The 23,449-nt window shown below is 52.5% G+C and carries 18 protein-coding genes; 8 read left to right on the forward strand and 10 right to left on the reverse strand.

Annotation, left to right across the window (positions count from 1 at the left end; genetic code table 11):
• Window positions 1-2: 2 nt before the first annotated feature.
• The 9 genes from NM686_RS18055 to NM686_RS18095 form a co-directional block, all read right to left on the reverse strand.
• Window positions 3-359 carry a hypothetical protein gene (locus NM686_RS18055; protein WP_255189226.1) on the reverse strand — a complete coding sequence of 119 codons (357 nt, stop codon included), beginning with the start codon at window positions 357-359 and terminating at the stop codon, window positions 3-5.
• Window positions 360-437: 78 nt separating this feature from the next.
• The gene (locus NM686_RS18060; RefSeq protein ID WP_255189227.1) at window positions 438-1,427 is read right to left on the reverse strand and encodes an MlaA family lipoprotein; all 990 of its coding nucleotides are present in this window, start codon (window positions 1,425-1,427) and stop codon (window positions 438-440) included.
• Window positions 1,428-1,862: 435 nt separating this feature from the next.
• Entirely contained in the window at window positions 1,863-2,327 is a 465-nt protein-coding gene (gene trmL / locus NM686_RS18065; protein WP_255189228.1) for a tRNA (uridine(34)/cytosine(34)/5-carboxymethylaminomethyluridine(34)-2'-O)-methyltransferase TrmL, read from the reverse strand.
• Between the two features lie 3 nt (window positions 2,328-2,330).
• Entirely contained in the window at window positions 2,331-4,835 is a 2,505-nt protein-coding gene (locus NM686_RS18070) for a glycogen/starch/alpha-glucan phosphorylase (RefSeq protein ID WP_269021882.1), read from the reverse strand.
• 108 nt (window positions 4,836-4,943) lie between these two features.
• Window positions 4,944-7,685 carry a preprotein translocase subunit SecA gene (gene secA, locus NM686_RS18075; protein ID WP_255189230.1) on the reverse strand — a complete coding sequence of 914 codons (2,742 nt, stop codon included), beginning with the start codon at window positions 7,683-7,685 and terminating at the stop codon, window positions 4,944-4,946.
• A gap of 111 nt (window positions 7,686-7,796) precedes the next feature.
• Window positions 7,797-8,309, reverse strand: coding sequence for a hypothetical protein (locus NM686_RS18080; protein WP_255189231.1), 513 nt, complete (start codon window positions 8,307-8,309; stop codon window positions 7,797-7,799).
• 33 nt (window positions 8,310-8,342) lie between these two features.
• Window positions 8,343-8,633 carry an SRPBCC family protein gene (locus NM686_RS18085; RefSeq protein ID WP_255189232.1) on the reverse strand — a complete coding sequence of 97 codons (291 nt, stop codon included), beginning with the start codon at window positions 8,631-8,633 and terminating at the stop codon, window positions 8,343-8,345.
• A 241-nt stretch (window positions 8,634-8,874) separates the two neighbouring features.
• Window positions 8,875-10,209 carry an IS1380 family transposase gene (locus tag NM686_RS18090; protein ID WP_255188233.1) on the reverse strand — a complete coding sequence of 445 codons (1,335 nt, stop codon included), beginning with the start codon at window positions 10,207-10,209 and terminating at the stop codon, window positions 8,875-8,877.
• A gap of 208 nt (window positions 10,210-10,417) precedes the next feature.
• Window positions 10,418-11,668, reverse strand: a complete 1,251-nt coding sequence (locus tag NM686_RS18095; RefSeq protein ID WP_255187011.1) for an ISL3 family transposase — start codon at window positions 11,666-11,668, stop codon at window positions 10,418-10,420.
• A gap of 548 nt (window positions 11,669-12,216) precedes the next feature.
• On the opposite strand from NM686_RS18095, the gene NM686_RS18100 reads away from it, so the two are divergent.
• From NM686_RS18100 to NM686_RS18120, 5 genes are all read left to right on the forward strand, one after another.
• Window positions 12,217-12,432, forward strand: a complete 216-nt coding sequence (locus NM686_RS18100; protein WP_329959151.1) for a cold-shock protein — start codon at window positions 12,217-12,219, stop codon at window positions 12,430-12,432.
• Between the two features lie 404 nt (window positions 12,433-12,836).
• The gene (locus NM686_RS18105; protein ID WP_255189235.1) at window positions 12,837-13,376 is read left to right on the forward strand and encodes a peroxiredoxin; all 540 of its coding nucleotides are present in this window, start codon (window positions 12,837-12,839) and stop codon (window positions 13,374-13,376) included.
• A gap of 22 nt (window positions 13,377-13,398) precedes the next feature.
• On the forward strand, window positions 13,399-14,913 hold the full coding sequence (locus NM686_RS18110) for a phenylacetate--CoA ligase family protein (protein WP_255189236.1): 1,515 nt from the start codon (window positions 13,399-13,401) through the stop codon (window positions 14,911-14,913).
• 105 nt (window positions 14,914-15,018) lie between these two features.
• Window positions 15,019-16,209, forward strand: coding sequence for an enoyl-ACP reductase FabV (fabV, locus tag NM686_RS18115; protein ID WP_255189237.1), 1,191 nt, complete (start codon window positions 15,019-15,021; stop codon window positions 16,207-16,209).
• A 127-nt stretch (window positions 16,210-16,336) separates the two neighbouring features.
• Window positions 16,337-18,499, forward strand: a complete 2,163-nt coding sequence (locus NM686_RS18120; RefSeq protein ID WP_255189238.1) for an ABC transporter substrate-binding protein — start codon at window positions 16,337-16,339, stop codon at window positions 18,497-18,499.
• Window positions 18,500-18,735: 236 nt separating this feature from the next.
• Here the strand turns inward: NM686_RS18120 and NM686_RS18125 are convergent, their stop codons facing one another.
• Window positions 18,736-19,182: a copper resistance protein NlpE gene (locus NM686_RS18125; RefSeq protein WP_255189239.1), complete on the reverse strand. Its 447-nt coding sequence runs from the start codon at window positions 19,180-19,182 to the stop codon at window positions 18,736-18,738.
• A gap of 286 nt (window positions 19,183-19,468) precedes the next feature.
• Here NM686_RS18125 and NM686_RS18130 point away from each other — a divergent pair, with 286 nt between their 5' ends.
• The 3 genes from NM686_RS18130 to NM686_RS18140 are packed head-to-tail and all read left to right on the forward strand — an operon-like array spanning window position 19,469 to window position 23,413.
• The gene (locus tag NM686_RS18130) at window positions 19,469-20,446 is read left to right on the forward strand and encodes an ABC transporter permease (RefSeq protein ID WP_255189240.1); all 978 of its coding nucleotides are present in this window, start codon (window positions 19,469-19,471) and stop codon (window positions 20,444-20,446) included.
• Window positions 20,446-21,789, forward strand: coding sequence for an ABC transporter permease (locus tag NM686_RS18135; RefSeq protein ID WP_255189241.1), 1,344 nt, complete (start codon window positions 20,446-20,448; stop codon window positions 21,787-21,789). Before NM686_RS18130 ends, NM686_RS18135 begins: the two co-directional genes overlap by 1 nt.
• Window positions 21,782-23,413: an ABC transporter ATP-binding protein gene (locus NM686_RS18140; RefSeq protein ID WP_269021884.1), complete on the forward strand. Its 1,632-nt coding sequence runs from the start codon at window positions 21,782-21,784 to the stop codon at window positions 23,411-23,413. Before NM686_RS18135 ends, NM686_RS18140 begins: the two co-directional genes overlap by 8 nt.
• Window positions 23,414-23,449 lie beyond the last annotated feature (36 nt).

Consider the following 23,449-nt stretch of genomic DNA (forward strand, 5'->3'; position numbering starts at 1 on the left):
AATCAGCGTTCCTCCGCGGCCATCTGTCTATGGTATTCCGCCATTTGCCGGCTTTCCTTGGCCGCCATTTCCAAATCCCTGATCATTGCGCTTGCCTGAGATTTTAAATCTTGAATTCTTTTGCCATATTTCCAGGGCCTTGCCAAATATTCCTGCAACATTTGCTGCTCTTCTTTGGCATCGGCATCCAGCGTATTCGCAATGTCTTCATAATGCTCGGCAAGACGCAGATGTGCTTCTCGGCTATCCGCCGTCTGCACCTCTTTGGCCCAGCTTTGCGGCTTGGGGCCTGTCTCGGTTGCGCAAGCGGACAATAGACTCAACGCACCAATCAAAACGGTTAGTTTTTTTAGCTTCATTGCTCCTTTCCTCTGTCGTTGACCTTAAAAAAACCGCCATCCACGGACAAGCTTCTCCGAAGATGGAACCAGATTTTCTCATATCCGGCGTGAACGTTTCGGTGCGGCATGGTATTGGTCGATTTTCAGCATGGCTTCTTCAAAGGATTGCACCATGTTGTCAAATGCGGAAACCGGCACTACCTCGCCATCCGCCGACTCGCTCGCGCCCTGATGGGTATTTTCCATTGGGTCATTCGTTTCGGCAACCCGTTCATTGGCATCGGCTTGATCTACGTTGAGATCGGCCGATGCCTCGACGACCTCATCGATCTCCAAAGCATAATGGCTGCTATCGTGTTTACCATCGTTGATCAGATGGCGCCGGTATTGCAAAAAGGACTCGCGCGTAAACACGTACGGGTCCAATGCGGCTTCGTTGATGAAGTTCAATGCTCCTTCGGCATTTGCGCGATCGCTGATCCCCTCGAGAATCTCGGTACCGGGAACATAGGTGCCAGGGTTTGCGGCTTTATCGACGATCAAACCGCCGCCATCACGAAGCGTTGTAGGCCCCATGATGGGCAGAACCAAATAAGCGCCCTCCTCGACCCCCCAAACCGCCAGGGTTTGTCCAAAATCCTCGATGTTATGATGTAAGCCAAATTCACTAGCAACATCGATCAATCCGCCCATGCCAATAGTCGTATTGGTTAGGAAGCGGCCGGCATCCGCGGCACTTTGCTGGAACTTGCCCTGCAGAACGTCGTTCAACACCACGTTGATACCTTTCAGGTTGCTGAAAAAATTGCTCACCCCGGTTTCCATGAAATCGGGCGTAATAAACTTGTAACCATCCGCGACCGGTTTGAATAAATATTTATCCAAACCCATGTTGAACGCATACACGGAACGGTTAAAGTCCTCAAAAGGATCAACCTGGCTGACATCCGTCGACAGAGTGTCCACGGCCGAGGCTTCCGCGCGTTTCTCGGTACTCGCGCATCCCGTAAACACCAATGCGCTTGCGACAACAAATGCTTGAACGACATATGCCCGGTTCGCATTTGGATAGGATCGAATAGCCATCGTAGCCCCCTCGTTTGACTTTGTGGATTTGAGCGACTATCAAGGATAAACCATGATAATCCAAGTAGTATTGAATCGATACAGTTAATATACCACTTTAGTCGGCTGTGTCGTACAAATTCTGTAATTCTGCTGCTTTCAACACAAATCACCGAGAACAAGCGCCGGTTGCCATCGCGCATCATCACGCAAATCCGACATCTCACTGGCAAAGCACGACCAGCCACGGAAAGGCTGAGGAAGATATTGTTGAACCTAGAAAAATCATTTGGTCCAAAAATCACGAAAAGTTTCAAACAGTCATCACACCTAAGAGCAGCACCGGACAGGTGAATCGATAAGATTCCTAACGCAATGATTTATTTCGTGTATTTCGTGATTTTCGTGGACTTACTGTCGTTTTTAGGCTGAAGGGAAAGAAAAAATCAGTGCGTACTATTTAGCCCCTGGAAAACCCAATTGCTTCCAGGCTTCATATAGCACGACGGCTACGGTATTGGACAAATTGAGACTGCGGCTTTCTTGGCGCATCGGCAAATACAACTTCAAGCCGGCTGGATACCCCTGTAAAAACTCCGCGGGCAGGCCGCGCGATTCCGGACCGAACAACAAGGCGTCGCCGATTTGAAATTTTATCGCGTCATAGCCAACCGAGCCTTTGGTGGTCAGTGCAAACAAACGCTTGGGCCTACCTCGTTCGATATAGTCGCCTAACGAAGCATACTGCCTGACGCTGACCCATTCATGATAATCCAGCCCGGCCCGGCGCAGACGTTTGTCGTCCAGTTCGAAGCCGAGCGGCTGTATCAAGTGCAGATGCGCGCCGGTATTCGCACACAAGCGTATGATATTGCCGGTGTTCGCGGGGATTTCCGGCTCGAACAGGACAATGTCCAGCATGCTTTATTCGTCGCCCACATCGACTGGCGAAAGCTTCCAGATGTCACGGTTGTAATCGGCAATGGTGCGATCGGTAGAAAATTTACCGCTGGCCGCCGTGTTATAGATGCTCATTTTGGTCCAATATTCCTGGTCGCGCCAAGCTTCATCGACCCGTCTTTGCGCATCGAGATAGCTGCGAAAATCGGCAATCGTCATCCATGGATCGTTAGGGCTTTTAATGGATGCCATAATATCGTCGAAAATCCCCGGCTCGAACTGGTTGAAATGACCACATTCCAACAAGCGCATCACCCCTTGCAGATCGGGATCCTGATCGATGTAGGTTTGCGGATTGTAATGCGGCCTCAAGGCTTCGACTTCCGCCTCGGTCAAGCCGAACAGGAAGAAGTTCTCCTCGCCGACTTCCTCACGAATCTCGATATTGGCGCCATCCAGGGTACCGATGGTCAACGAGCCGTTCATCATGAATTTCATGTTGCCGGTGCCTGACGCCTCCTTGCCGGCGGTGGATATTTGCTCGGACAAATCGGCGCCGGGACAGATTTTCTCCATCGCCGATACCCGATAGTTGGGCAAGAATACCAACTTGAGTTTTTCCCCCACTTCGGGATCGTTATTGATTACGCTGGCGACATTGTTGATCAATTTGATGATTTTCTTGGCCATCACGTAACCGGGCGCGGCCTTGCCACCGATCAACACACAACGGTCCACCCAGTTGGCGGTATCGCCGCGTTTGATGCGATCGTACAGATGAATGACGTGCAAAACGTTCAAAATCTGCCGCTTGTATTCGTGTATGCGTTTGACCTGCACGTCGAACAAGGCATTGACGTTGATGTCGATATCCAGCTCGGCTTTCTTGAAATCGACCAACCGCTGCTTGCTCTGTTGATTCAAATCCCGCCATTTCTTGCGGAAAGCCGCATCGTCGGCATAAGGCCTGAGCTTGGCCAGTTGCGACAAATCGGTAATCCAGCCGTCGCCGATGGTTTCGGTAATGAACTCGGCCAGTTCCGGATTGCACCCCGCCAGCCAGCGTCTGGGCGTAACACCGTTGGTTTTGTTGTTGAATTTGTGAGGCCACAATTCGTAAAAGTCCTTGAACAGGCCTTCTTTCAATAGCTTGGAATGCAACTCGGCCACGCCGTTGACCGAAAAGCTGCCGACGATTGCCAGATACGCCATGCGTACTTGTTTTTCCGACCCTTCCTCGATCAACGACATGCGCGCCAAACGCTCGCCGTCGCCCGGCCAACGCGCCGACACCTCCGCCAGGAAATGCGCGTTGATTTCAAAGATGATTTCCATCAAGCGCGGCAGCAAAGTTTGCATCAGGTTGACCGACCATTTTTCCAGCGCTTCCGGCAACAGCGTGTGATTGGTATAAGCCATGGTCTGCCGGGTAATGTTCCAGGCTTCGTTCCAGGACAAACCATGAATATCCATCAACAAACGCATCAACTCCGCCACGGCGATGCAGGGATGCGTGTCGTTCAATTGAAAACAATTTTGCTCGGCAAATTTGCTGAAATTACGGCTATGACGGCCTATCCAGTTGGCGATCACGTCCTGCAAACTGGCGGATGCCAGCAAATATTGCTGCTGCAGACGCAAGGCCTTGCCGTTTTCGTTGGCATCGTTGGGATACAACACCATCGTAATGTTTTCTGCTGTGTTTTTCTGCGCCACCGCTTCGGCATAATCGCCGGCATTGAATTCCTGCAGATTGAATTCCTCGGTAGCCATCGCTTTCCACAGGCGCAAGGTATTGACCGTGCCATTTTTGTAACCCGGCACCGGGGTATCATAAGGCATCGCCAGCACATCACGGGTTTCTATCCAACTGGTACGTTTACGGCCGTATTCGTCGATATGGGTTTGGGTACGGCCGCCGAATTTGACGCGGGTCATGTACTCCGGCCGTTCGATCTCCCAGACGTTGCCATTGCGCAGCCAGTGATCGGGCTTCTCGATTTGCTCGCCGTTGACGATCTCCTGGGTAAACATGCCATATTCGTAGCGCAAGCCGTAACCCATCACCGGCAATTTCAGGGTGGCGCAGCTATCGATGAAACAGGCCGCCAAGCGCCCCAAGCCGCCGTTGCCCAAGCCGGCATCAGGCTCGCTTTCCATCAGCTCTTCCGCCTCCAGGCCCATGTCGTACAAGGCTTGCTGCACTTCGCCGTCAATGCCCAGATTCAACATGGCATTACTCAAAGACCGGCCCATCAAGAATTCCATCGACAGGTAATAGGCTTTCTTGCAGTCGGTATCGCGATAGACGTTATAAGTTTTTTTCCAGCGTTCAACCAAGCGATCGCTAATCGTTAGCGACAGCGCTTCGTAGGCATAGTGCGGAGATCGACAATTCTCGTCACGCCCCAAACGGTGGCTGTAGTAGTGCTTGAAATCGGCGGTGATATGCTCCCTTTCCATCCCCAGTTTAGGCAGCTTGGTGATGTCCGCTTTGGGGTTACTCATACGAAAGACTTTGGATGGCATCGTTTTACCCTTCTGGAAGTGAATAATGGAATTTTGAAAACCGCCGACAAGTAAACCATGCGCCAGCCCACATGGCCGGCGCATGAAGGCAAGGCCAAGATCAGCGACTCAACTCAACTTACCGTGACATTGTTTGTATTTTTTTCCCGAACCGCAAGGGCAAGGATCGTTACGTCCGACTTTTTGCTCATGCCGGATGAACGGCTGTTCGCTGTTTTCCTGCGCGACCAGCAAAGGATCGGCTTCCGGCTCGGCTTCGAACGCGGAATGCGCCTCGGCATGTTCAAAATGCATTTCCATCGGCGCCTGGCGTTGTTCGTCGATGGCCTGCACATCCTCTTCACGTGTGACTTGGACTTTCGCCAGAATGGTCACGACTTCCGATTTGATGTGATTCAACAAGCTGTTGAACATCTCGAAGGCTTCGCGCTTGTATTCCTGTTTCGGATCCTTCTGCGCGTAGCCGCGCAAATGAATACCCTGGCGCAACTGGTCCATCGCCGCCAGATGCTCTTTCCAGCTATTGTCCAGCACTTGCAGCATGACCGATTTCTCGAAATGCCTGATCACATCGGCACCGATGCTGGCCGCCTTGGCCTCGCCTTCTTCCTCGGCTTTGCCAACGATCAATTGGCGCAATTTAAGCTCATTCAAACTCCTATCCTTCTCCAGCATCTCGGCTATCGGCATTTGCAGATTGAACTCCTGCTGCAAATAATGTTCCAAGCCGCGAATGTTCCATTGCTCTTCCATGGTTTTAGGCGGAATGAACTGGGTGATCGCATCGTTGATCACGTCGGCCCGGATGGCGGAGATGATGTCGCTGATATCCTCGGCCGCCATCAATTCATTGCGCTGCGCATAAACGACTTTACGCTGGTCGTTGGCCACGTCATCGTAAGCCAAAATTTCCTTACGAATATCGAAGTTGCGGCCTTCGACCTTGCGTTGCGCGCTTTCGATGGAGCGTGTCACCCAGGGATGTTCGATGGCCTCGCCTTCCTGCATGCCCAGTTTCTGCATCAAACCGGCCACCCGCTCGGAGGCGAATATCCGCATCAAATCGTCTTCCAACGACAAATAAAAACGCGACGAACCGGGGTCGCCCTGACGGCCGGAACGGCCGCGCAACTGATTGTCGATACGCCGGGACTCGTGACGTTCGGAGCCAATTACATGCAAACCGCCGGCGGCGATGACTCTTTCGTGCCTATCCAGCCAGGCCCCGCGTACGCGTTCCTTGTCGGCTTCGCTGGCATCTTCGCCCAGCGCCGCCAATTCCGCGGACAGGTTTCCGCCCAACACGATGTCGGTACCGCGACCGGCCATGTTGGTGGCTATGGTCACCGCGCCCGGCATGCCGGCATTTTCGACGATATGCGCCTCGCGCTCGTGTTGCTTGGCATTCAACACTTCATGCGGGATGTTGTGCTGCTTCAGCAGACTGGAAATCAACTCGGATTTCTCGATCGAGGTCGTGCCGACCAACACAGGCTGTCCCCGCGTGTAGCAATCCTTGATGTCTTCGATCACCGCATTGTATTTTTCCCGCGCCGACAAATAAACCAAATCGCCCATGTCTTTGCGGATCATCGGTCTGTGGGTCGGAATCACCACCACTTCCAAACCGTAAATCTTGTTCAGCTCGAATGCCTCGGTATCGGCGGTACCGGTCATACCGGACAGCTTTTCATACAGGCGAAAGTAATTCTGGAAGGTAATGGAGGCCAGGGTTTGATTTTCTTTTTGAATCGTGACGCCTTCCTTGGCTTCGATGGCTTGATGCAAGCCTTCGGACCAACGGCGACCGGTCATCATGCGACCGGTAAATTCATCCACGATGATGATTTGATCGCCTCTAACCACATAGTCGACATCTTTTTGAAACAAGACATGGCCGCGCAACGAAGCATTCAGGTAATGCATCAGACGGATATTGGCCGGATCGTAAAGCGTGGTACCCTCTTCGATCAGCCCCATCTCGGCCAGCATGTGTTCGACGCGCTCGTAGCCGGATTCTGTCAAATGCACCTGGCGGGATTTTTCATCGACCAAATAGTCGCCCGGCATCTTGTCCTGCATCTCCGGATCGTCAGCTTTTTCCTGCCGAGTCAAAAAAGGCACGATCTGGTTGGTTTTAAGGTAAATGTCGGTACTACCTTCGGACTGCCCCGAGATGATCAGCGGTGTTCTGGCTTCGTCGATCAAGATCGAGTCCACCTCGTCGACGATGGCGAAAAACAGGTCGCGCTGCACTTTCTGCCCCAAGCTAAAGGCCATGTTGTCGCGCAGGTAGTCGAAACCGAATTCGTTGTTGGTGCCGTAGGTGATATCGGCGGCGTAGGCGGCTTTGCGTTCGTCGTGATCGAGGTCGCTGACGATGACGCCGGTGGTCAAGCCCAGAAAACCGTATAATTGGCCCATGGTTTCGGCGTCGCGGCGAGCCAGATAATCGTTGACGGTCACGACATGAACGCCCTTGCCCGGCAAGGCATTAAGATAAGCGGCCAGGGTTGCCATCAGGGTTTTACCCTCACCGGTTTTCATTTCGGCGATTTTGCCGCTATGCAACACCATGCCGCCGATCAGCTGTACGTCGAAATGGCGCATGCCGAACACACGGGTAGACGCTTCACGTACCACCGCAAAAGCTTCGGGTATCAGGCTGTCGAGTTTCTCGCCATTGGCCAGGCGATCGCGAAACTCTTGCGTCTTGGCTTTTAATGCTTCGTCGGACAGTTTTTCGAAATCAGCGGCCAAGGCATTGACTTTTTTGACCAGCTTGCGTTTTTTCTTGATCAGCCTATCGTTACGGCTACCAATTACCAATTTAACCAGCTTCCCCAGCATGATACTTCCAGTGTGTGAGTGAATTCAAAGCCGTCGATTATAAACCCTATACACACTCTGTCACCACAAAACAAGCCATAAGAGCAGAAAAGCCAAGCCAACGTAAAGTAATTACTGGCTTTCGATAATCTCCAGACAACGTTGCAAGGTAAAACGAACGATGAACAATGACATTGCACTCGGATACAACAAATAATGTTCCGGTGCGACCAAGCTCGCCAGCACCAAACAGGCAATCAGCCTGGTATCGAAACGCGCCAGATTGTGTTGCAAATAAATCAGGGATTCCCGGGACGCGGGGTCGAAACGCGCGCTTTTGTTGATGATGGCTAGCGTCAGCCAACCCGACAGCAATGCGTAATACAGCGGAAATAAATAAAACATCGGCGCGTCGCGACTGAATAAGGGCTGCCAGTTGCCATACCACGCCGACAGCGCGCCCACTGCAAAACCGTCATGCCAAACCGCACCGGACAATTTTTTCCACCAACCCAAAAACAGGAACAATACAGCTGCCGCGCTACCGGCCATCCAGACCCACTGATCGAGCAGAAAAGACAAATAGATGCTCTGGCTTTTCACCAAAAATGCCAGCAACAAACAACAGACAATGAAAATAGGCATGAATGCTCGGTTCTACGAATGAAAACAATGGGTTTATGGGTCGACACCCCATCGCTGTTGCAAATACTCGCTACGGGTATCGAAGATACGCTGGAGTTTACCGCCTATCAGCAGCGCGTGCATGTATTGTCCAAACCAAGCCCAAGGCATCGCATAAAACACGATGTCTTCCACCACAATACCGTCGTCGGCTTCGGTCAAGCACACTTCATGACTCCAAAATCTGAACGGCCCCACGGCTTGCTGATAGACGAATCGATGCGGCTCATCGCAGTGACTCACTTCCGATAGCCAAGCCATCGGCATGCCGAAGACTACCTTCATCCGATAACTAATCCCTGAATCCGTGACTCCACATATTGCCAGACCTTTTATTCGTCATACTCTTCCAAAATTCGCTGAATTTAAAAGTGTGGTCCAGGCAATCGAGTTTAACGGCTAGAAATGCAGCGTATTATCTGGAATATTTTCCCTGCATGATTCAATTTGATGGACTTTAGGCGCAGGATTCCCAAGCCACTGTGAATTTGCGGCGTTGTGCTATCGATGGCAGAGCGATCAGTCGCTAGCCGGCGGCGAGTTTGGCGTAGGTGGATTCAAAAGCGATGAAACCGGGACAGCTCTGTGAAAAGCGCAGCTTCAGCCGGTGCCCGCTACGGATGAGTCGCGCGGCCAGATACATCAGTTCCTGGATCACGGTTTTGATACGCCGCCGCTTGGCAGGATGCCTGACCGGGCTTTGTTCGCCCAGCAAGCCGATCAGGCCTATCCAGCGCAGGATGTTGTAGCTATAGGCGCTGAGGCTCATGATCAGGTCGTTGGTGGCAAACTTGCCGGATGGCAGGCGCTCGATATCCAGATCGGTCTTGAATTCGCTGTGGAATTGTTCAGCGGTGGCATGGTCGCGATAGAGGGCAATAACCATGGCATCGTCGTAATCGGCCACCGGCAGACTGGTCCACCAGCCTTCGATTTCGATATCCGGTAGCACGAGGGCTTGGCCTTGAGCCGTGATGGTGCGCTCGGTGATTTGCATGACCCTGCGACAGGTATAGGTTTTACCGTTGCGAGTGTGTTGCTCCATGACACTGAACAAGGCCACGCGTTTGCCTTCGCGCGGTGTGGTCCACTGGCCGTGTTGTTCGGCGTAGGCCAGCCAGGCGTCGGCATCTTGTTTACGCGGGTTCCATTTGATGATGAAATCGACCTGATCGGCTTCGTGTAAGTCGATGCGATTGTCGAGCGCGTCGTGACCGCCATCCAGCCGGACCAACAAAGGCAAAGTCGTCAAACGTTTCGCGGCGGCGAGTCCGCGCTCCAGCGCATAGCGGAATTCGTATTGGCAATGCTGCTTGCCTTCGCGCAGTTCATTACCAATACACCAGCCCTCTTTACCCAGATAGAGGGCAATCGGGGCGTAGCCGTCAAAACCTTTGTAGGTTCGGGAGACGCCTTCTTTGCAGGTTTTTTCGTTGTTCATGGGGTAAACATCGATATCCAACGCGACATGGCCTGTGGCTAACGGCGTTACCGGCACCTGGGCGTGAGCCAGAAAATCGAGGTTGCTTTGATAAATGATCGGTAATAAGGCGTCAGCGTGTTCATCCAGCCGCTGTCTGAGGCGAGCGCTGGAGGGTACTTGATGAATGGCGAGCGCGGCTTTGAAATAGTCGTCGTCGCGATGGTTTTCGATGGCTTCGAAGTCGCTTTTGCCCAGGCTAAGGGTGCCTATATAGCTTTTGATAATATCGGCGTGAGCAATACCGTGCCGTAGCGGAATACCTTTTTCCAGCGCCTGATTGAGCTGGCCATATTGATTCAAACATAAACCGACCAAGGCTAATCCAGAATGGCTGGTATAAAATTCAGTTTCAGATTGCTCCAGGATAAACCGCTTCATGAATCACTCGCCGGGTGAATGGAAGAATAGCGGTATTATCCCAGAATAAGCGTTTTAAATCATTGCGTTGCGGCCGTGGATGACCTTTTAAGTCACGGATTCAGGTAATCATTAGCCCGGCATAAATTTTTTCCGGCACCCTTGAGGTGATTTCGACATTGAAAAAATGGCTCTTCCGTATTTCGCGGAGTAGCCCCGACATATAGGGTTATGCATAACCGAACAACCGTCTCCCTTCGATATCAAGCCAGATATGCTGAAACAGGCGGACGGTATTGTAAATGCCAAAGCAGCGTCGTTTGATGCTTTTGATTTTGTTGTTAAGCCCTTCAACAAAGCCACTGGTTTCCCGGCGAATGAAATAGTTGGTGATTTCATTTCGCCAGTTTTGATAGGTTTTGACAAACGCATCAAAGCCCTTCAACTTCAAGACTTTGATATGCTCCATCCAGCGATCCAAGGCTTTTTCGGCCTCAGCCTTATTGAGTCGGCGCTCAAAAATACCCGTCAAAAGCTCCCGTTGGATATAGACTTCTCGCAAAATGGGGGCTTGCTGGAATAGAAAAAGCAAAACGGTTTGCTGATCGGCAGAGAGTTCCATCCAGCGCTTCCGAAAAGCCCACATCGCGCCTTTCAGCTTGGCATAATCCTCGGCAGACAGGGTATTCTTGAGTTTTTTCATTTCCGCCTTGCGGACCTGGTCGGCGCCGTCTCGATAATGCTTGGCGACATGGAAGCGATCAACCACCACCTCGACGCCGGGCAATGTCTCATAGACGGCGTTGCGATACCCTTCATACATGTCCACGCAGACGCGTTGTAACGCGTGTTGCTGTGCCTCGGGAATATTCTGCAAAAAGGCTTTAACCGTTTCTTTTTTGCGGTCGGGCAGCACCGCCAGAATCCGCTTATGGTCCTCGGTATCGATAGCCGACACGATGACCACAAAATCTTGATGCCCTTTTTTCAAAGCGATTTCATCCAGTCCCAGCAAGCGAATGCCTTGGATGGCAGACCAATCAACTTGTTGGGCCACGTGCCGATTGATAATCCCTTCCGCCGCTTCGGCGCTGATGCCGTGCTTCACGTCCATGTCGGTCACGCTGCTGTTGATCAATTCACGCAATATCCACTGCTCATACGCTTTGGTATGGGGGCTTTTCCAGTTATACCAGCCACATTGTTGCGTGGTCGTCGGACCTTTGGGGCAGTCAGGGCATCGATAGCGCTTGGGGGTTAGCTTGATCCAAACCGGCCGATCGAAAATCGACAAATGACGCAAGGTGATTTCTCTGCCATAGCCATAAAACTTATCGATCCTCTGGCCGCATTGATGGCAGGTTGCACTGGTTAACGTACTACTGACCGTGATGATGAACTCGCCTTTGGCGGTGGTTTCAACTTTTTCGATACAAACATCAGGTATATCCAGCGGTATTTGAAGTAGCGACTGTGTCATCACGATACTCCAGCGTTAAATTGTCGACCTTAGCAAAACTCACTGTGGCAGGCAAAGACTATAGCACTACATGTAGTGGTTTCTCCGCAAAATACGGAAGAGCCGAAAAAATCCGGGGTAATCTCGTTCAAATAATAAGGCGACGAGAAGAAATCCCATGCCATTTGTCGAGACAGTTTGAGTTTTTGCCGGCGATAGAGTTGATAAATTTTCATGACCAAAGAAAAAATCAAAAAACAGGTTTTGCATCAATTTACCGTAAAAAGAATCTTGTGAGCACTAAAATGCCTAACCGAAATAATCGACATATTATTTTCACGCCACTCCTCCAATAAAATAATTTTGCTAAATTTGAAATATTAAATTGACAAACCCCGCAATCAGCCTAGAATGGACTCCAGCTAGAAAAAAGATTTACCCTTGTTTACCGATTCGATGTTTCTATTGTAGTTCTTCGTCCTGTTTATCATTCAGTAATTCCCCTTTTACCAGCGCACTCCGCCTTACACCAAGGCTTTAATTTTTTACCTTATTTACAGGACTCAATTATGTCAACAATGACTACCGGCATCGTCAAATGGTTTAACGCAGACAAAGGCTTCGGCTTTATCGAGCAAAAACAAGGCCCAGATGTTTTCGTACATTTCAAAAACATCCTGAACCCCAACAACAACTTCAGAACCCTGGACGAAGGCCAGCATGTTCAATTCAAATTGGGCCGTGGCCCCAAAGGTCCGCAAGCCGAAGAAGTGAGCATCATCTAATTCGTTAGAGCTGGCAGCGCTTCCTCGGCGCAGCCAGCTCGCTTCGGCGAAGGCAGACACCGCCACGCATCCACCTCGAATCCTCGCTAAAATCCATTCCGCACGGCAAATCGGCATCACGCTAGATACAACCGATATCCAATCGCCAAAAGATGAACAGCGAATCCGCACTGACAACAACCAAAACCAATCATCCCATGAAAACTTGTACCTTACCGCCACCGCGTATTAATTGGCACTACGACACTTACTTCATTGCCCAACAGGCCAAACTCAAAGCCAAGAACAGCAAGAATTAACCACCTTGGCCAAGCAACAATCAGCCAAGATAATTAGCCTCGCAAGCTGGAGCCGTTTGGTTTAAAGTGGACGCAATCGTGTTGATGTCAACCGGAGAGCGTTCGATGTTAAAGCCTGACAACAGTTTCAAACTACTAACCCTTCTGTTGCTTTGGCTGGGTTTTACCGGCAGCGTTGTTGCCGAGGCACTCAGCATTGGTCAGCCTGCACCGCCGTTTGAATTGATCAGCCATGAAGGCAATGCATTCAAATTGTCCGATCGCCAGAACCAAGGCTGGACCATCCTGTATTTTTATCCCAAGGCCGGCACGCCTGGCTGCACGACGCAAGCCTGCGCCTTTCGTGACGCCATCCAGGCCATTCGCCAGCAGAACGCCGAGGTTTATGGCATTAGCACCGATGAGGTAGAAGACCTGTCGGCGTTTCATAAAGAACACAAACTGACCTTCAATTTACTCTCGGACCCCGACGCCAAAGTCACCGAAGCCTACGGCGTCAAAATGCCAGTGCTGAACATGGCCAAACGCTGGACCTTCATTCTCGATCCCTCGCTGGTAATTCGGCAAATCGATGACGACGTCGACCCGGCGCTCGATGCCGAACGTGTCGCGCAAAGCCTGAAAAAATTACAAGCCACCCACTGATTTCGGCACTAAGGTTATTGTCATGAACAGCCCGCAGCCAGTAAACAACGATGACCTATTCGATCGTTTTCTGCACACGTCGCTTGACCAATTGCTTGTCGAACACCAAGCCCATGACCCGCAACAAAAGGTTTTGGACTTGTTCCGCCGCAGCGCCGACAGCGTCCCGGCGTATCGCCAATTCCTGCAAAACCATCGGATAAGCCCAAACCAAATCGACAGCTACCCAGCCTTTCAGACTTTACCGCTGATAAACAAAGCCAACTACATGCAAGCCTTTCCGCTACCCGAGCGTTGTTTCGGCGGCAGCTTGCTCGGCGCGGATAGAATCGCGGTTTCCTCCGGCTCCACTGGCCAGCCAACTTTTTGGCCACGCTCCGCAGCTTATGAACTAGATGTTGCGGTACGTTTCGAGCAGGTCTTTCGCGATAGTTTTGTCGCCGACCGGCGCAGCACGCTGGCGGTGGTTTGCTTCGCGCTGGGAAACTGGGTTGGCGGCTTGTTTACCACTTCTTGCTGCTGGCATTTGGCACGCAAGGGTTATCCACTGATGGTAGCGACGCCGGGCAACAATAAAGCCGAAATTTTTCGCGTCGTGCGCGAATTGGCACCCTATTACGATCAAACCGTGTTGCTGGGTTATCCACCCTTCGTCAAGGACGTCATCGATGCCGGCACAATCGAAGGCATCGCATGGCCCGATTACTCGACCAAACTGGTATTTGCCGGCGAGGTATTCAGCGAGGAATGGCGAGAGCTGGTTGGCCAACGCATCGGTTCGACCGATCCATGCTTCGACTCGGCCTCCCTGTACGGAACCGCCGATGGTGGTGTGCTCGGCAATGAAACGCCGTTTAGCATCGCCATTCGCCGCTGGCTAGCCCAGCATCCTGAAGCGGCCAGGCAATTGTTCGGCGAGTCGCGCCTGCCGACTCTGGTGCAATACGATCCTCACAGTCGGTTTTTTGAAGTCCATGAGGATACCCTGGTGGTTTCCGGCGAGAACAGCGTGCCATTATTGCGTTATCACATCGCCGATAAAGGCGGTCTGATCAGTTACCAGGACATGTGGTCATTTTTAAAGCAACTCGGCATAGAGTCTGTCGGCGATCTGGGTTTGCCCAGCTCATTCCAACCGCGCCATCTGCCGTTTGTGTATGTATTTGGCCGGGCCGATTTCACCGTGTCCTATTATGGCGCCAATATCTTTCCGGAAAATGTCACCGTGGGCCTTGAGCAACCCGAATTAATGCAATGGCTCAGCGGCAAATTCGTCCTCGAATCCGCCGAAACCACAACCGGCGACAAGACCTTGCATGTCGCCGTGGAATTATTACCAGACATCGAAGCCTCTCCCGAAATGGCGACGAAAATCGCCGAATCCATCAAAATCCAACTGCTTCGTCTGAACAGCGAGTTTGCCAACTACACGCCCGTGGACAGACAGTTGCCGCAAGTTACGCTGCACGCCTTTGCCGATCCGGATTATTTCCCGGCCGGCGTCAAACACCGTTATAGCCGCCGCAAACCGGAATAATTTTCCTGTTCGGTCATGTCATCGGATAAACTTTAGGGTTTACGACGAAACGGTTGCCAACGCAGCCCATTCTTAACTTGTTCATGGCTTGATTTGAGGAGCAACATGATTATCAAACCTCGCGTACGTGGCTTTATGTGCGTCACTACCCATCCGGTTGGCTGCGAAGCCAATGTCAAACAGCAGATAGACTATGTCAAAGGTTGCGGTCCTATCGCCAATGGCCCGAAAAACGTCTTGGTTTTGGGCGCGTCCACCGGTTACGGCTTGGCCTCGCGCATCGTGGCGGCCTTTGGTTCCGGCGCGAAAACGCTGGGCGTGTTCTTCGAGCGCGAAGGCACGGCTGACAAACCAGGCACTCCCGGCTGGTATAACTCCGCGGCGTTTCACAAGTTTGCCGAGGCCGAAGGCCTTTACGCCAAAAGCATCAATGGCGATGCCTTTTCCGACGAGATCAAGCTAAAAACCATTGAAGCGATCAAGCAAGACTTCGGCAAGGTCGACCTGGTGATCTACAGCTTGGCTGCGCCACGCCGTACCCATCCCAAAACCGGCGTCACCCATAACTCCACGCTGAAACCGATCGGCAAGGATTTGATACAGAACGGCATCGACACCGACAAGGAAGTCATCAAATCGTTTACGTTGCCGGCTGCCACCGAGGAAGAGATAGCCAACACCGTGGCCGTGATGGGCGGCGAAGACTGGCAGATGTGGATAGACGCGCTGGCCGAAGCCGACGTGTTGGCGGAAGGCGCCAAGACCACGGCCTTTACCTATCTGGGCGAAAAGGTCACCTGGGACATTTACTGGGACGGCACCATCGGCGCGGCGAAAAAAGACCTGGACAAACGTGTCATCGATATCCGCCGCAAGCTGGCAAGCCTGGGTGGCGACGCACGTGTGTCGGTGTTGAAAGCCGTCGTCACGCAAGCCAGCGCGGCGATTCCGGTGATGCCGCTATATCTGGCGTTGCTGTTCAAGGTCATGAAGGAAGAAGGCACCCACGAAGGCTGCATCGAACAGGTCAACGGCCTATTCCGCGACAGCCTGTACGGCGCCAGCCCGATACTCGACGACGAAGGCCGCTTGCGCGCCGACCTCAAGGAGTTGCAACCGCAAGTACAAGACCAGGTCAACGCCTTATGGCAACAGGTCAACAATGATAATATCAACGACTTGACCGACTTTGCCGGCTACAAACACGAATTCCTGAAGTTGTTTGGCTTTGAAGTCGAGGGCGTGGATTACGACGCCGACGTCAATCCGGAAGCCCCCATCCGCAATCTGGCTTGATACGCTGTATCGTGAGGCGCGGCATTGCCGCGCCTCACGGCAATCGCGATCGTTACGTTACCCCTGATGGTTCACAGCACCTGTCTCTGTGTGTTGCAAAAGACAGGCGCGTCGAGGTCATTCGCCCATGCTTCCCGCCACATTGTCCAAACCCTTGTCAAGATTAACCCGGCGCGCCCTGCTGCTCGTGACCTTGGGATTTTCGCAAACCGCTTGCGACGTGTCACAACTGAACAACCCCTATCCTGCCACGGACAGCGACAAGAGCGTGTTGTATTCCTCGTTTGCCGAACGCCCGAAACACCTGGACCCGGCAGTTGCTTACAGCAGCGACGAATATGGTTTCATTTGCCAGATTTACGAGCCGCCGCTGCAATACCATTATTTGAAGCGACCCTATGAATTGCAGGCGTTGACGGCAGATCAATTGCCCGTCGTTCGCTATCTGGACAGTCAGGGCAAGCCCCTGCCCGACAACGCCAGCGATCAGGCCATTGTCTATAGCGAGTATCTGATCACGCTGAAACCCGGCATTCATTACCAGCCACATCCAGCGTTCAGTAAAAACGCACAACGGCAATTTTTATACCATCATCTGAATGCCGAACAATTGGCCGAGATCGACAGCTTGAGCGATTTCAAAATCCAGCAAAGCCGGGAATTGGTCGCGGAAGATTACGTTTATCAGATCAAGCGGCTGGCATTTCCTAAAATTCAGTCGCCGATCGCCGAATTGATGGCCGGTTACATCGACGGTTTCGCCGAGTTTGCCGAACAAACCGCGAAACTGGACATCCAGGACTTGAAAAACCAGCCTTTGCGTGGCGTCGAGGCCATCGGCAATTACCAATACCGCATCCGCATCAAAGGTAAATATCCGCAATTTCAATACTGGCTGGCGATGCCGTTTTTTGCGCCGATGCCGTGGGAAGCGGATGCGTTTTACGCACAACCGGCGTTGAAAAACAAAAACATTACGCTGGACTGGTTTCCGGTCGGCACGGGGCCCTACTGGCTGGCGGAAAACAATCCCAACCGCCGCATGGTCCTGAGCAAAAATCCCAACTATCACGCGGACTTTTATCCTAGCGAAGGCGAACCCGGCGACCGCGAGGCCGGCTGGCTGAATGACGCCGGCAAGCCCTTACCGTTCGTCGATCAGGTGATTTTCACGCTGGAAAAAGAAACCATTCCCTATTGGGCCAAGTTCTTACAAGGCTACTACGATGCGTCCGGCATCGCCTCGGACAGTTTCGACCAGGCCGTGCAGTTTTCCGCGACCGGCGACCCGAAACTGACGCCGATGATGCAGAAAAAACAGATTCAGCTCCAAACCTCGGTCGCCACGTCGATTTTTTACCTGGGTTTCAACATGCTGGACCCGGTGGTGGGCGGTGATTCCGAACAAGCCCGCAAGCTGCGCCAGGCGCTGTCGATTGCCGTCGATTACGACGAGTTCATCGCGATATTCGCCAATGGCCGCGGCGTGGCGGCTCAAGGCCTGCTGCCGCCCGGCATTTTCGGCTATCGAGAGGGTGAGGCGGGTATCAACCCGGTAACGTATCAATGGCAAAACGACCAAGCGCAACGTAAATCCATTGCAGCGGCTCAACAACTGATGAGCGAAGCCGGATATCCGAACGGCATCGACCCTAAAACCGGTGAAAAATTATTACTCTACTTCGATTCAACCGCGACCGGCACCGACGACCGCGCCTTGATGAATTGGTATCGCAAACAGTTCGACAAACTGGGCATACAACTAGTCATCCGCGGCACCGACTACAATCGCTTCCAGGAAAAGATGCGCACCGGCGCCGCGCAGATTTTCGTCTGGGGCTGGAACGCCGATTATCCCGATCCGGAAAATTTCTTCTTTTTATTGTACGGCCCCAATTCCAAGGTCACGCACGGCGGCGAGAATGCAGGCAATTACGCCAACCCGGAGTTCGACCGCCTGTTCGAGCAAATGCGCAACATGGACAACGGCCCCGAACGCCAAATCATCATCGACCGCATGCAGACTATCTTGCGTCAGGATGCCCCGTGGTTGTTCGGCTACTATCCGAAAGATTTTGCCTTGCTGCATAGCTGGTACAAGAATCTGAAACCGGCGCGCATGGTCAACAATCGTCTGAAATACAGCCGCATCGATACCGCGTTGCGTGAACAAAAACGCCGCGAATGGAATCAAGCCGAGTTTTGGCCCTTAGGCTTGGTATTACTGGGATTGGCCGGAGCGATTTATCCGGCGGTAAAGGCCTATCGGCGGCGGCAGCTGGAAACCTGACGGCCAATACCCGGCATGACCGAATCGTTGAAGTTTCGCCATGCCGGTTGAACCTAGAAAAATCATTTGGTCCACGAAACACACGAAAATCACGAAAAGTTGCAAACCGTTATCATGCCTAAGAGCCGCACCGGACAGGTGAATCGATAAGGATCGATAAGCTTCATGACACAATGATTTCTTTCGTGTATTTCGTCATTTTCGTGGACTTACTGCCGTTTTTAGGTTGAAGGGACTCAATGAATATGCACTTGCCGGGTTTTGGTCTTGTCGCTTCTGCTGAGGGTATAGTCGTCCTTATCGCCAGGCATGGGCTTGCCGTCGCTGTTTAGCGTAACCAACGCACCTTCGTCTTCAATGCTGTATAGCCGCCTGGCGGCCCCTTCCTTGTTGGGCGTCAAGGTCAGGACATGCTTCTTATCGTCCCAATCGTATTTGCCTTTTTCATAATATTCCCGGGTGGATTCCTTGGCGTACTGGGTAACCAATAGATAGTTGTTTCTAGGCTTCAACGACAGGGTCTGCTTGATGCCATCGCAATCCTTCTGCTCGCAAGGCAAATAGCCATAAAAAACGCCACGAAATCCGCCGGTCTGATCTTCGGCATTGTCATGCATGGAATGATTCATGTTTTTATGCCGAATACTTTCGCGGGCTTTGAGCGCCTCTTCTTGAAGTTCCATATCGGATTTCGCCCAAGCGACATTGAGCGAGGAAAGTATTACGCCGAATAAAATCAACGTGACTTTTTTGTTAGCTTTTCTGTTTAAGGGTTTCATAGGCGATTAGTCCGCTTCTGTTGCAAGAAATAGTTGATCGAATTGCGCAGCTTTTTTGCCCGCGCCGCCGGCTACAGCATACCAGCATAAACTTTTCATGCCGTCTCGACAAATTGCGGTTGCCTGCAAAACGGCAAAGTTGCGAGAATGAAGCATTGATCTCAACCACCGCGGTAATTGTCAACCATTCATGTTCACCTACATCACGCGCCGCCTTCTCTATGCCATTCCGCTGTTGATTGCGGTGAATATACTGACCTTCGTGCTGTTTTTCGTCGTCAATAGCCCGGACGACATGGCGCGCATGCAATTGGGGCAAAAGCACGTCACCGAGCAAGCCGTTCAAAACTGGAAGCGGCAGCATGGCTATGATTTACCGCTGCTGTGGAACGACGCCGAAGAAGGCGGCAAACATCTGACCGAGACCGTTTTCTTTCAAAAATCCGTGCACCTGTTTTTGTTCGATTTCGGCATTTCCGACAGCGGCCGCAATATCGGCACGGACATTCGTCAGCGCATGTGGCCCAGTCTGGCGCTGGCCTTGCCCTCCCTGCTAGTGGGTCTGCTGGTCAACATTACGCTGGCCTTGTTGATGGTATTGTTCCGCAACAGCTACCTGGAACTCGCCGGTAGCGTGGCATGCGTGGGCTTGATGTCGGTGTCATCGCTGTTTTATATCATCGGCGGCCAATTCTTCATTGGCAAGCTACTGAAACTGGTGCCGATTTCCGGTTACGACTCGGGGTTTGCCGCCATCAAGTTTTTAGTATTGCCCGTCATCATTAGCGTAGTGGCCGGCATCGGCGCCGGCGTGCGCTGGTATCGCGCCTTGTTTCTGGAAGAAGTGGAAAAAGACTATGTGCGCACGGCCCGCGCGAAAGGGTTGTCCGAAACCCAAGTATTGTTCAAGCATGTGCTGAAGAACGCGATGATTCCTATTCTGACCGGCGTGGTCGTAGTGCTGCCGTTGCTATTCATGGGGAGTTTGATCATGGAATCCTTTTTCAGCATTCCGGGCCTTGGCAGTTACACGATAGACGCCATCAACCGTCAGGACTTTGCCATCGTCCGCTCCATGGTATTTCTGGGCTCCGTACTCTATATCGTGGGCCTACTGCTGACCGATATTTCCTACACCTTGGTCGATCCACGCGTGAGGTTAAGCTGATGCTGGTATTATGGACCGATGCGCTGATTTATCTTTTAGTGCTGGCCAGCCTATTGCTGGCGTGGTATCTAAATAGCCAGCCCCACATGCGCAGACCCTTGCAAAAGATCGCCGAAAATCCTGTGGCCACGGCTTCTTTTACGTTATTGCTCTGTTTCGTGTTAATCGGGCTGGCCGACTCGATTCACTTCAAAGACAGCCAGAACAACGGCAATGAAGCCATCAGCGTGCTGGATGTTGCTTGCCATGCGATGCGCGATCACACCGAAAAAACCTATTCCGCGCCATTTGCGGCCCATGCCTATGCCAAGGAAACTATCGTATTGGCCGACGGCACGGCCCACTGGGATTATCCCCGCCTGCAATACGGCGGCGCCCACCTGGCCGACCCGGAACGGGAACTGACTGCCGACGTATTGAACAAAACCCTTGGCGGTTTCAGTAAAGGCGCCGGCTTGATGCTGATGATCCTGTTGCTGGCCTGGGCCGACAAGCGCGAGCGCCATCAGCGCTTTATCCGCAGCGCCAGCGGCAAGGCGACCTGGATCGTGCTGTTCATCGTCGTTTCGCTGACCTACACGCTGTTTTCTCTGTCGCAGTATTATCATGTGCTCGGCACCGACAAGGTCGGCGAGGACGTGCTGTACCAAAGCCTGAAAAGCATACGCACCGGTTTGGTGATAGGCTCATTGACCACCCTGGTAATGCTGCCACTGGCGATCGTGTTCGGCATCATGGCCGGTTTCTTCAAGGGTTGGATAGATGACGTCATCCAGTTCGTCTACACCACGCTGAACTCGATACCCGGCGTATTGCTGATCGCCGCCTCCATCCTGATGGTGCAAGTCTATATGACCAACCACCCCGATGATTTCAACAACTTGTTGGTAAGGGCCGACATGCGGTTATTGTTTTTATGCCTGATTCTGGGCGTGACCAGCTGGACAGGGCTATGCCGGCTGCTGCGCGCCGAAACCTTGAAACTGCGCGAGATGGAATATGTTCAGGCCGCGCATGCCTTGGGCGTCAAGCCGGCGATGATCCTGTTTCGCCACATTCTTCCCAACGTGATGCACATCGTCTTGATCAGCGTGGTGCTGGATTTCAGCTCGCTGGTATTGGCCGAGGCGGTATTGTCGTATATCAACATCGGCGTCGACCCCACGACTCACAGCTGGGGCAACATGATCAATGGCGCGCGTCTGGAAATGGCCAGGGAACCCGTGGTCTGGTGGTCGCTGACGGCGGCCTTCGTGTCCATGTTTGCGCTGGTGCTGGCGGCCAATCTGTTCGCCGACAGCGTCAGGGATGCGTTTGACCCACGGAGGACCGAACGTGGCTGATGCATTATTGAAAGTCAAGGGCCTGCAAGTTGCCTTTGGCAATGCCAAAGTAGTCGACAACATCGATTTTCATATCAATCCCGGCGAAACCTTTGCGTTGGTCGGCGAGTCCGGTTCGGGCAAGTCCATCACGGCATTGTCTATTTTAAGGCTACTGCCGAATGCAGCCCGCATGCAGGCAACATCGATCAGCCTGCAAGACCAGGAGTTGACGCATATCCCGGAAATCGAGTTCTGCAAGCTGCGCGGCCGCCGTATCGGCCTGATATTTCAGGACCCTATGTCGTCACTGAATCCAGTCATGACCATAGGCGAGCAGATTGCCGAAGTGCTTGAGTTGCATTTTCAGCTGGCCAAGCCACTGATCAAACAACGAATACTGGAATTATTGCGACAGGTGGAAATTCCGGAACCCGAGCGCCGTATCAATGAATATCCTCATCAATTGTCGGGCGGCCAGCGTCAGCGTGTGATGATTGCGATTGCGTTGGCCGGCGAACCGGATTTGTTGATTGCCGATGAGCCCACCACGGCGCTGGATGTGACGATACAAGCGCAAATCCTGGCGTTGTTGAAACATCTGCAACGTCAGACCGGCATGGCTCTGTGGCTGATCAGTCATGACTTGGCGCTGGTTTCCAATATCGCCGACCGTATTGCCGTGATGCAGAACGGTAAAATCGTCGAATCCGCGCCAACACGGGATTTTTTTAACCAAGCTCAACACACCTACAGTCTGAAACTATTGGCGGCATTACCCCGCATGGACAGTTGCATCGGTCGGCAAACTCAAACCAAACCTGCGCTACTAAAAGTCGAGGATTTCAAAGTCTATTACCCGGTTCGCAAAGGCCTGTTCAAACGCGTGGTCGGACACGTCAAAGCCGTGGACGGCGTCGATTTTGTGTTGCAAGCAGGCAAGACGCTGGCCTTGGTCGGCGAATCCGGCTGTGGCAAAACCAGCCTGGGCAAGGCATTATTGAATCTTATCCCGCTGCATGCCGGCCAAGTATGGTTCGACGGCATCGATTTGACTGAACTTGGCGGCGAAGCCCTGCGCCGGCGACGCGCCGAAATTCAAATCGTATTTCAAGACCCATTCGCGGCGATGAATCCTAGAATGCTGGTTGGCGACATCATCGCCGAAGGCCTGAATGCGCTGCGGCCGGACATTTCACGCCCGGAAAAGCAAAACCGGGTTGCCAAACTGTTACAGCACGTGGATTTGCCCGCGGACGCGGCATTACGCTATCCCCATGAATTTTCCGGTGGCCAGCGTCAACGCATCTGTATAGCCCGTGCCTTGGCAGTGGAGCCCAAATTGATCGTCTGCGACGAGCCGACCAGTGCCCTGGACGTGTCGGTGCAGGCACAAATCATCGAGTTACTGAAAAACCTGCAAAAAAGCCAGGGCCTGAGCTATTTGCTGATCACGCACAGCTTTGGGGTGGTCGCGGAAATGGCCGATGAAGTGGCCGTGATGTATCAAGGCAGAATTGTCGAGCATGGCCCGGTGGAACAAGTGCTGACCAAACCGATGCATGAATATACGCGAGCCTTGCTGAGCGCCGTACCGACATTACGGACGGACAGCCTCGCAATCTCCGGCAGGGAGACAATCTAACGAGCGGATAGCCCCGATGAACGGTGCAATACCGCG

The organism is Methylomonas rapida (assembly GCF_024360925.2).
Taxonomy (GTDB): domain Bacteria; phylum Pseudomonadota; class Gammaproteobacteria; order Methylococcales; family Methylomonadaceae; genus Methylomonas; species Methylomonas rapida.

What these genes read in the sequence shown, in the direction of transcription:
- NM686_RS18055 (WP_255189226.1), bottom strand. Translation starts at nt 359, where the DNA reads ATGAAGCTAAAAAAACTAACCGTTTTGATTGGTGCGTTGAGTCTATTG.
- NM686_RS18060 (WP_255189227.1), bottom strand. Translation starts at nt 1,427, where the DNA reads ATGGCTATTCGATCCTATCCAAATGCGAACCGGGCATATGTCGTTCAA.
- trmL (WP_255189228.1), bottom strand. Translation starts at nt 2,327, where the DNA reads ATGCTGGACATTGTCCTGTTCGAGCCGGAAATCCCCGCGAACACCGGC.
- NM686_RS18070 (WP_269021882.1), bottom strand. Translation starts at nt 4,835, where the DNA reads ATGCCATCCAAAGTCTTTCGTATGAGTAACCCCAAAGCGGACATCACC.
- secA (WP_255189230.1), bottom strand. Translation starts at nt 7,685, where the DNA reads ATGCTGGGGAAGCTGGTTAAATTGGTAATTGGTAGCCGTAACGATAGG.
- NM686_RS18080 (WP_255189231.1), bottom strand. Translation starts at nt 8,309, where the DNA reads ATGCCTATTTTCATTGTCTGTTGTTTGTTGCTGGCATTTTTGGTGAAA.
- NM686_RS18085 (WP_255189232.1), bottom strand. Translation starts at nt 8,633, where the DNA reads ATGAAGGTAGTCTTCGGCATGCCGATGGCTTGGCTATCGGAAGTGAGT.
- NM686_RS18090 (WP_255188233.1), bottom strand. Translation starts at nt 10,209, where the DNA reads ATGAAGCGGTTTATCCTGGAGCAATCTGAAACTGAATTTTATACCAGC.
- NM686_RS18095 (WP_255187011.1), bottom strand. Translation starts at nt 11,668, where the DNA reads ATGACACAGTCGCTACTTCAAATACCGCTGGATATACCTGATGTTTGT.
- NM686_RS18100 (WP_329959151.1), top strand. Translation starts at nt 12,217, where the DNA reads ATGTCAACAATGACTACCGGCATCGTCAAATGGTTTAACGCAGACAAA.
- NM686_RS18105 (WP_255189235.1), top strand. Translation starts at nt 12,837, where the DNA reads ATGTTAAAGCCTGACAACAGTTTCAAACTACTAACCCTTCTGTTGCTT.
- NM686_RS18110 (WP_255189236.1), top strand. Translation starts at nt 13,399, where the DNA reads ATGAACAGCCCGCAGCCAGTAAACAACGATGACCTATTCGATCGTTTT.
- fabV (WP_255189237.1), top strand. Translation starts at nt 15,019, where the DNA reads ATGATTATCAAACCTCGCGTACGTGGCTTTATGTGCGTCACTACCCAT.
- NM686_RS18120 (WP_255189238.1), top strand. Translation starts at nt 16,337, where the DNA reads ATGCTTCCCGCCACATTGTCCAAACCCTTGTCAAGATTAACCCGGCGC.
- NM686_RS18125 (WP_255189239.1), bottom strand. Translation starts at nt 19,182, where the DNA reads ATGGAACTTCAAGAAGAGGCGCTCAAAGCCCGCGAAAGTATTCGGCAT.
- NM686_RS18130 (WP_255189240.1), top strand. Translation starts at nt 19,469, where the DNA reads ATGTTCACCTACATCACGCGCCGCCTTCTCTATGCCATTCCGCTGTTG.
- NM686_RS18135 (WP_255189241.1), top strand. Translation starts at nt 20,446, where the DNA reads ATGCTGGTATTATGGACCGATGCGCTGATTTATCTTTTAGTGCTGGCC.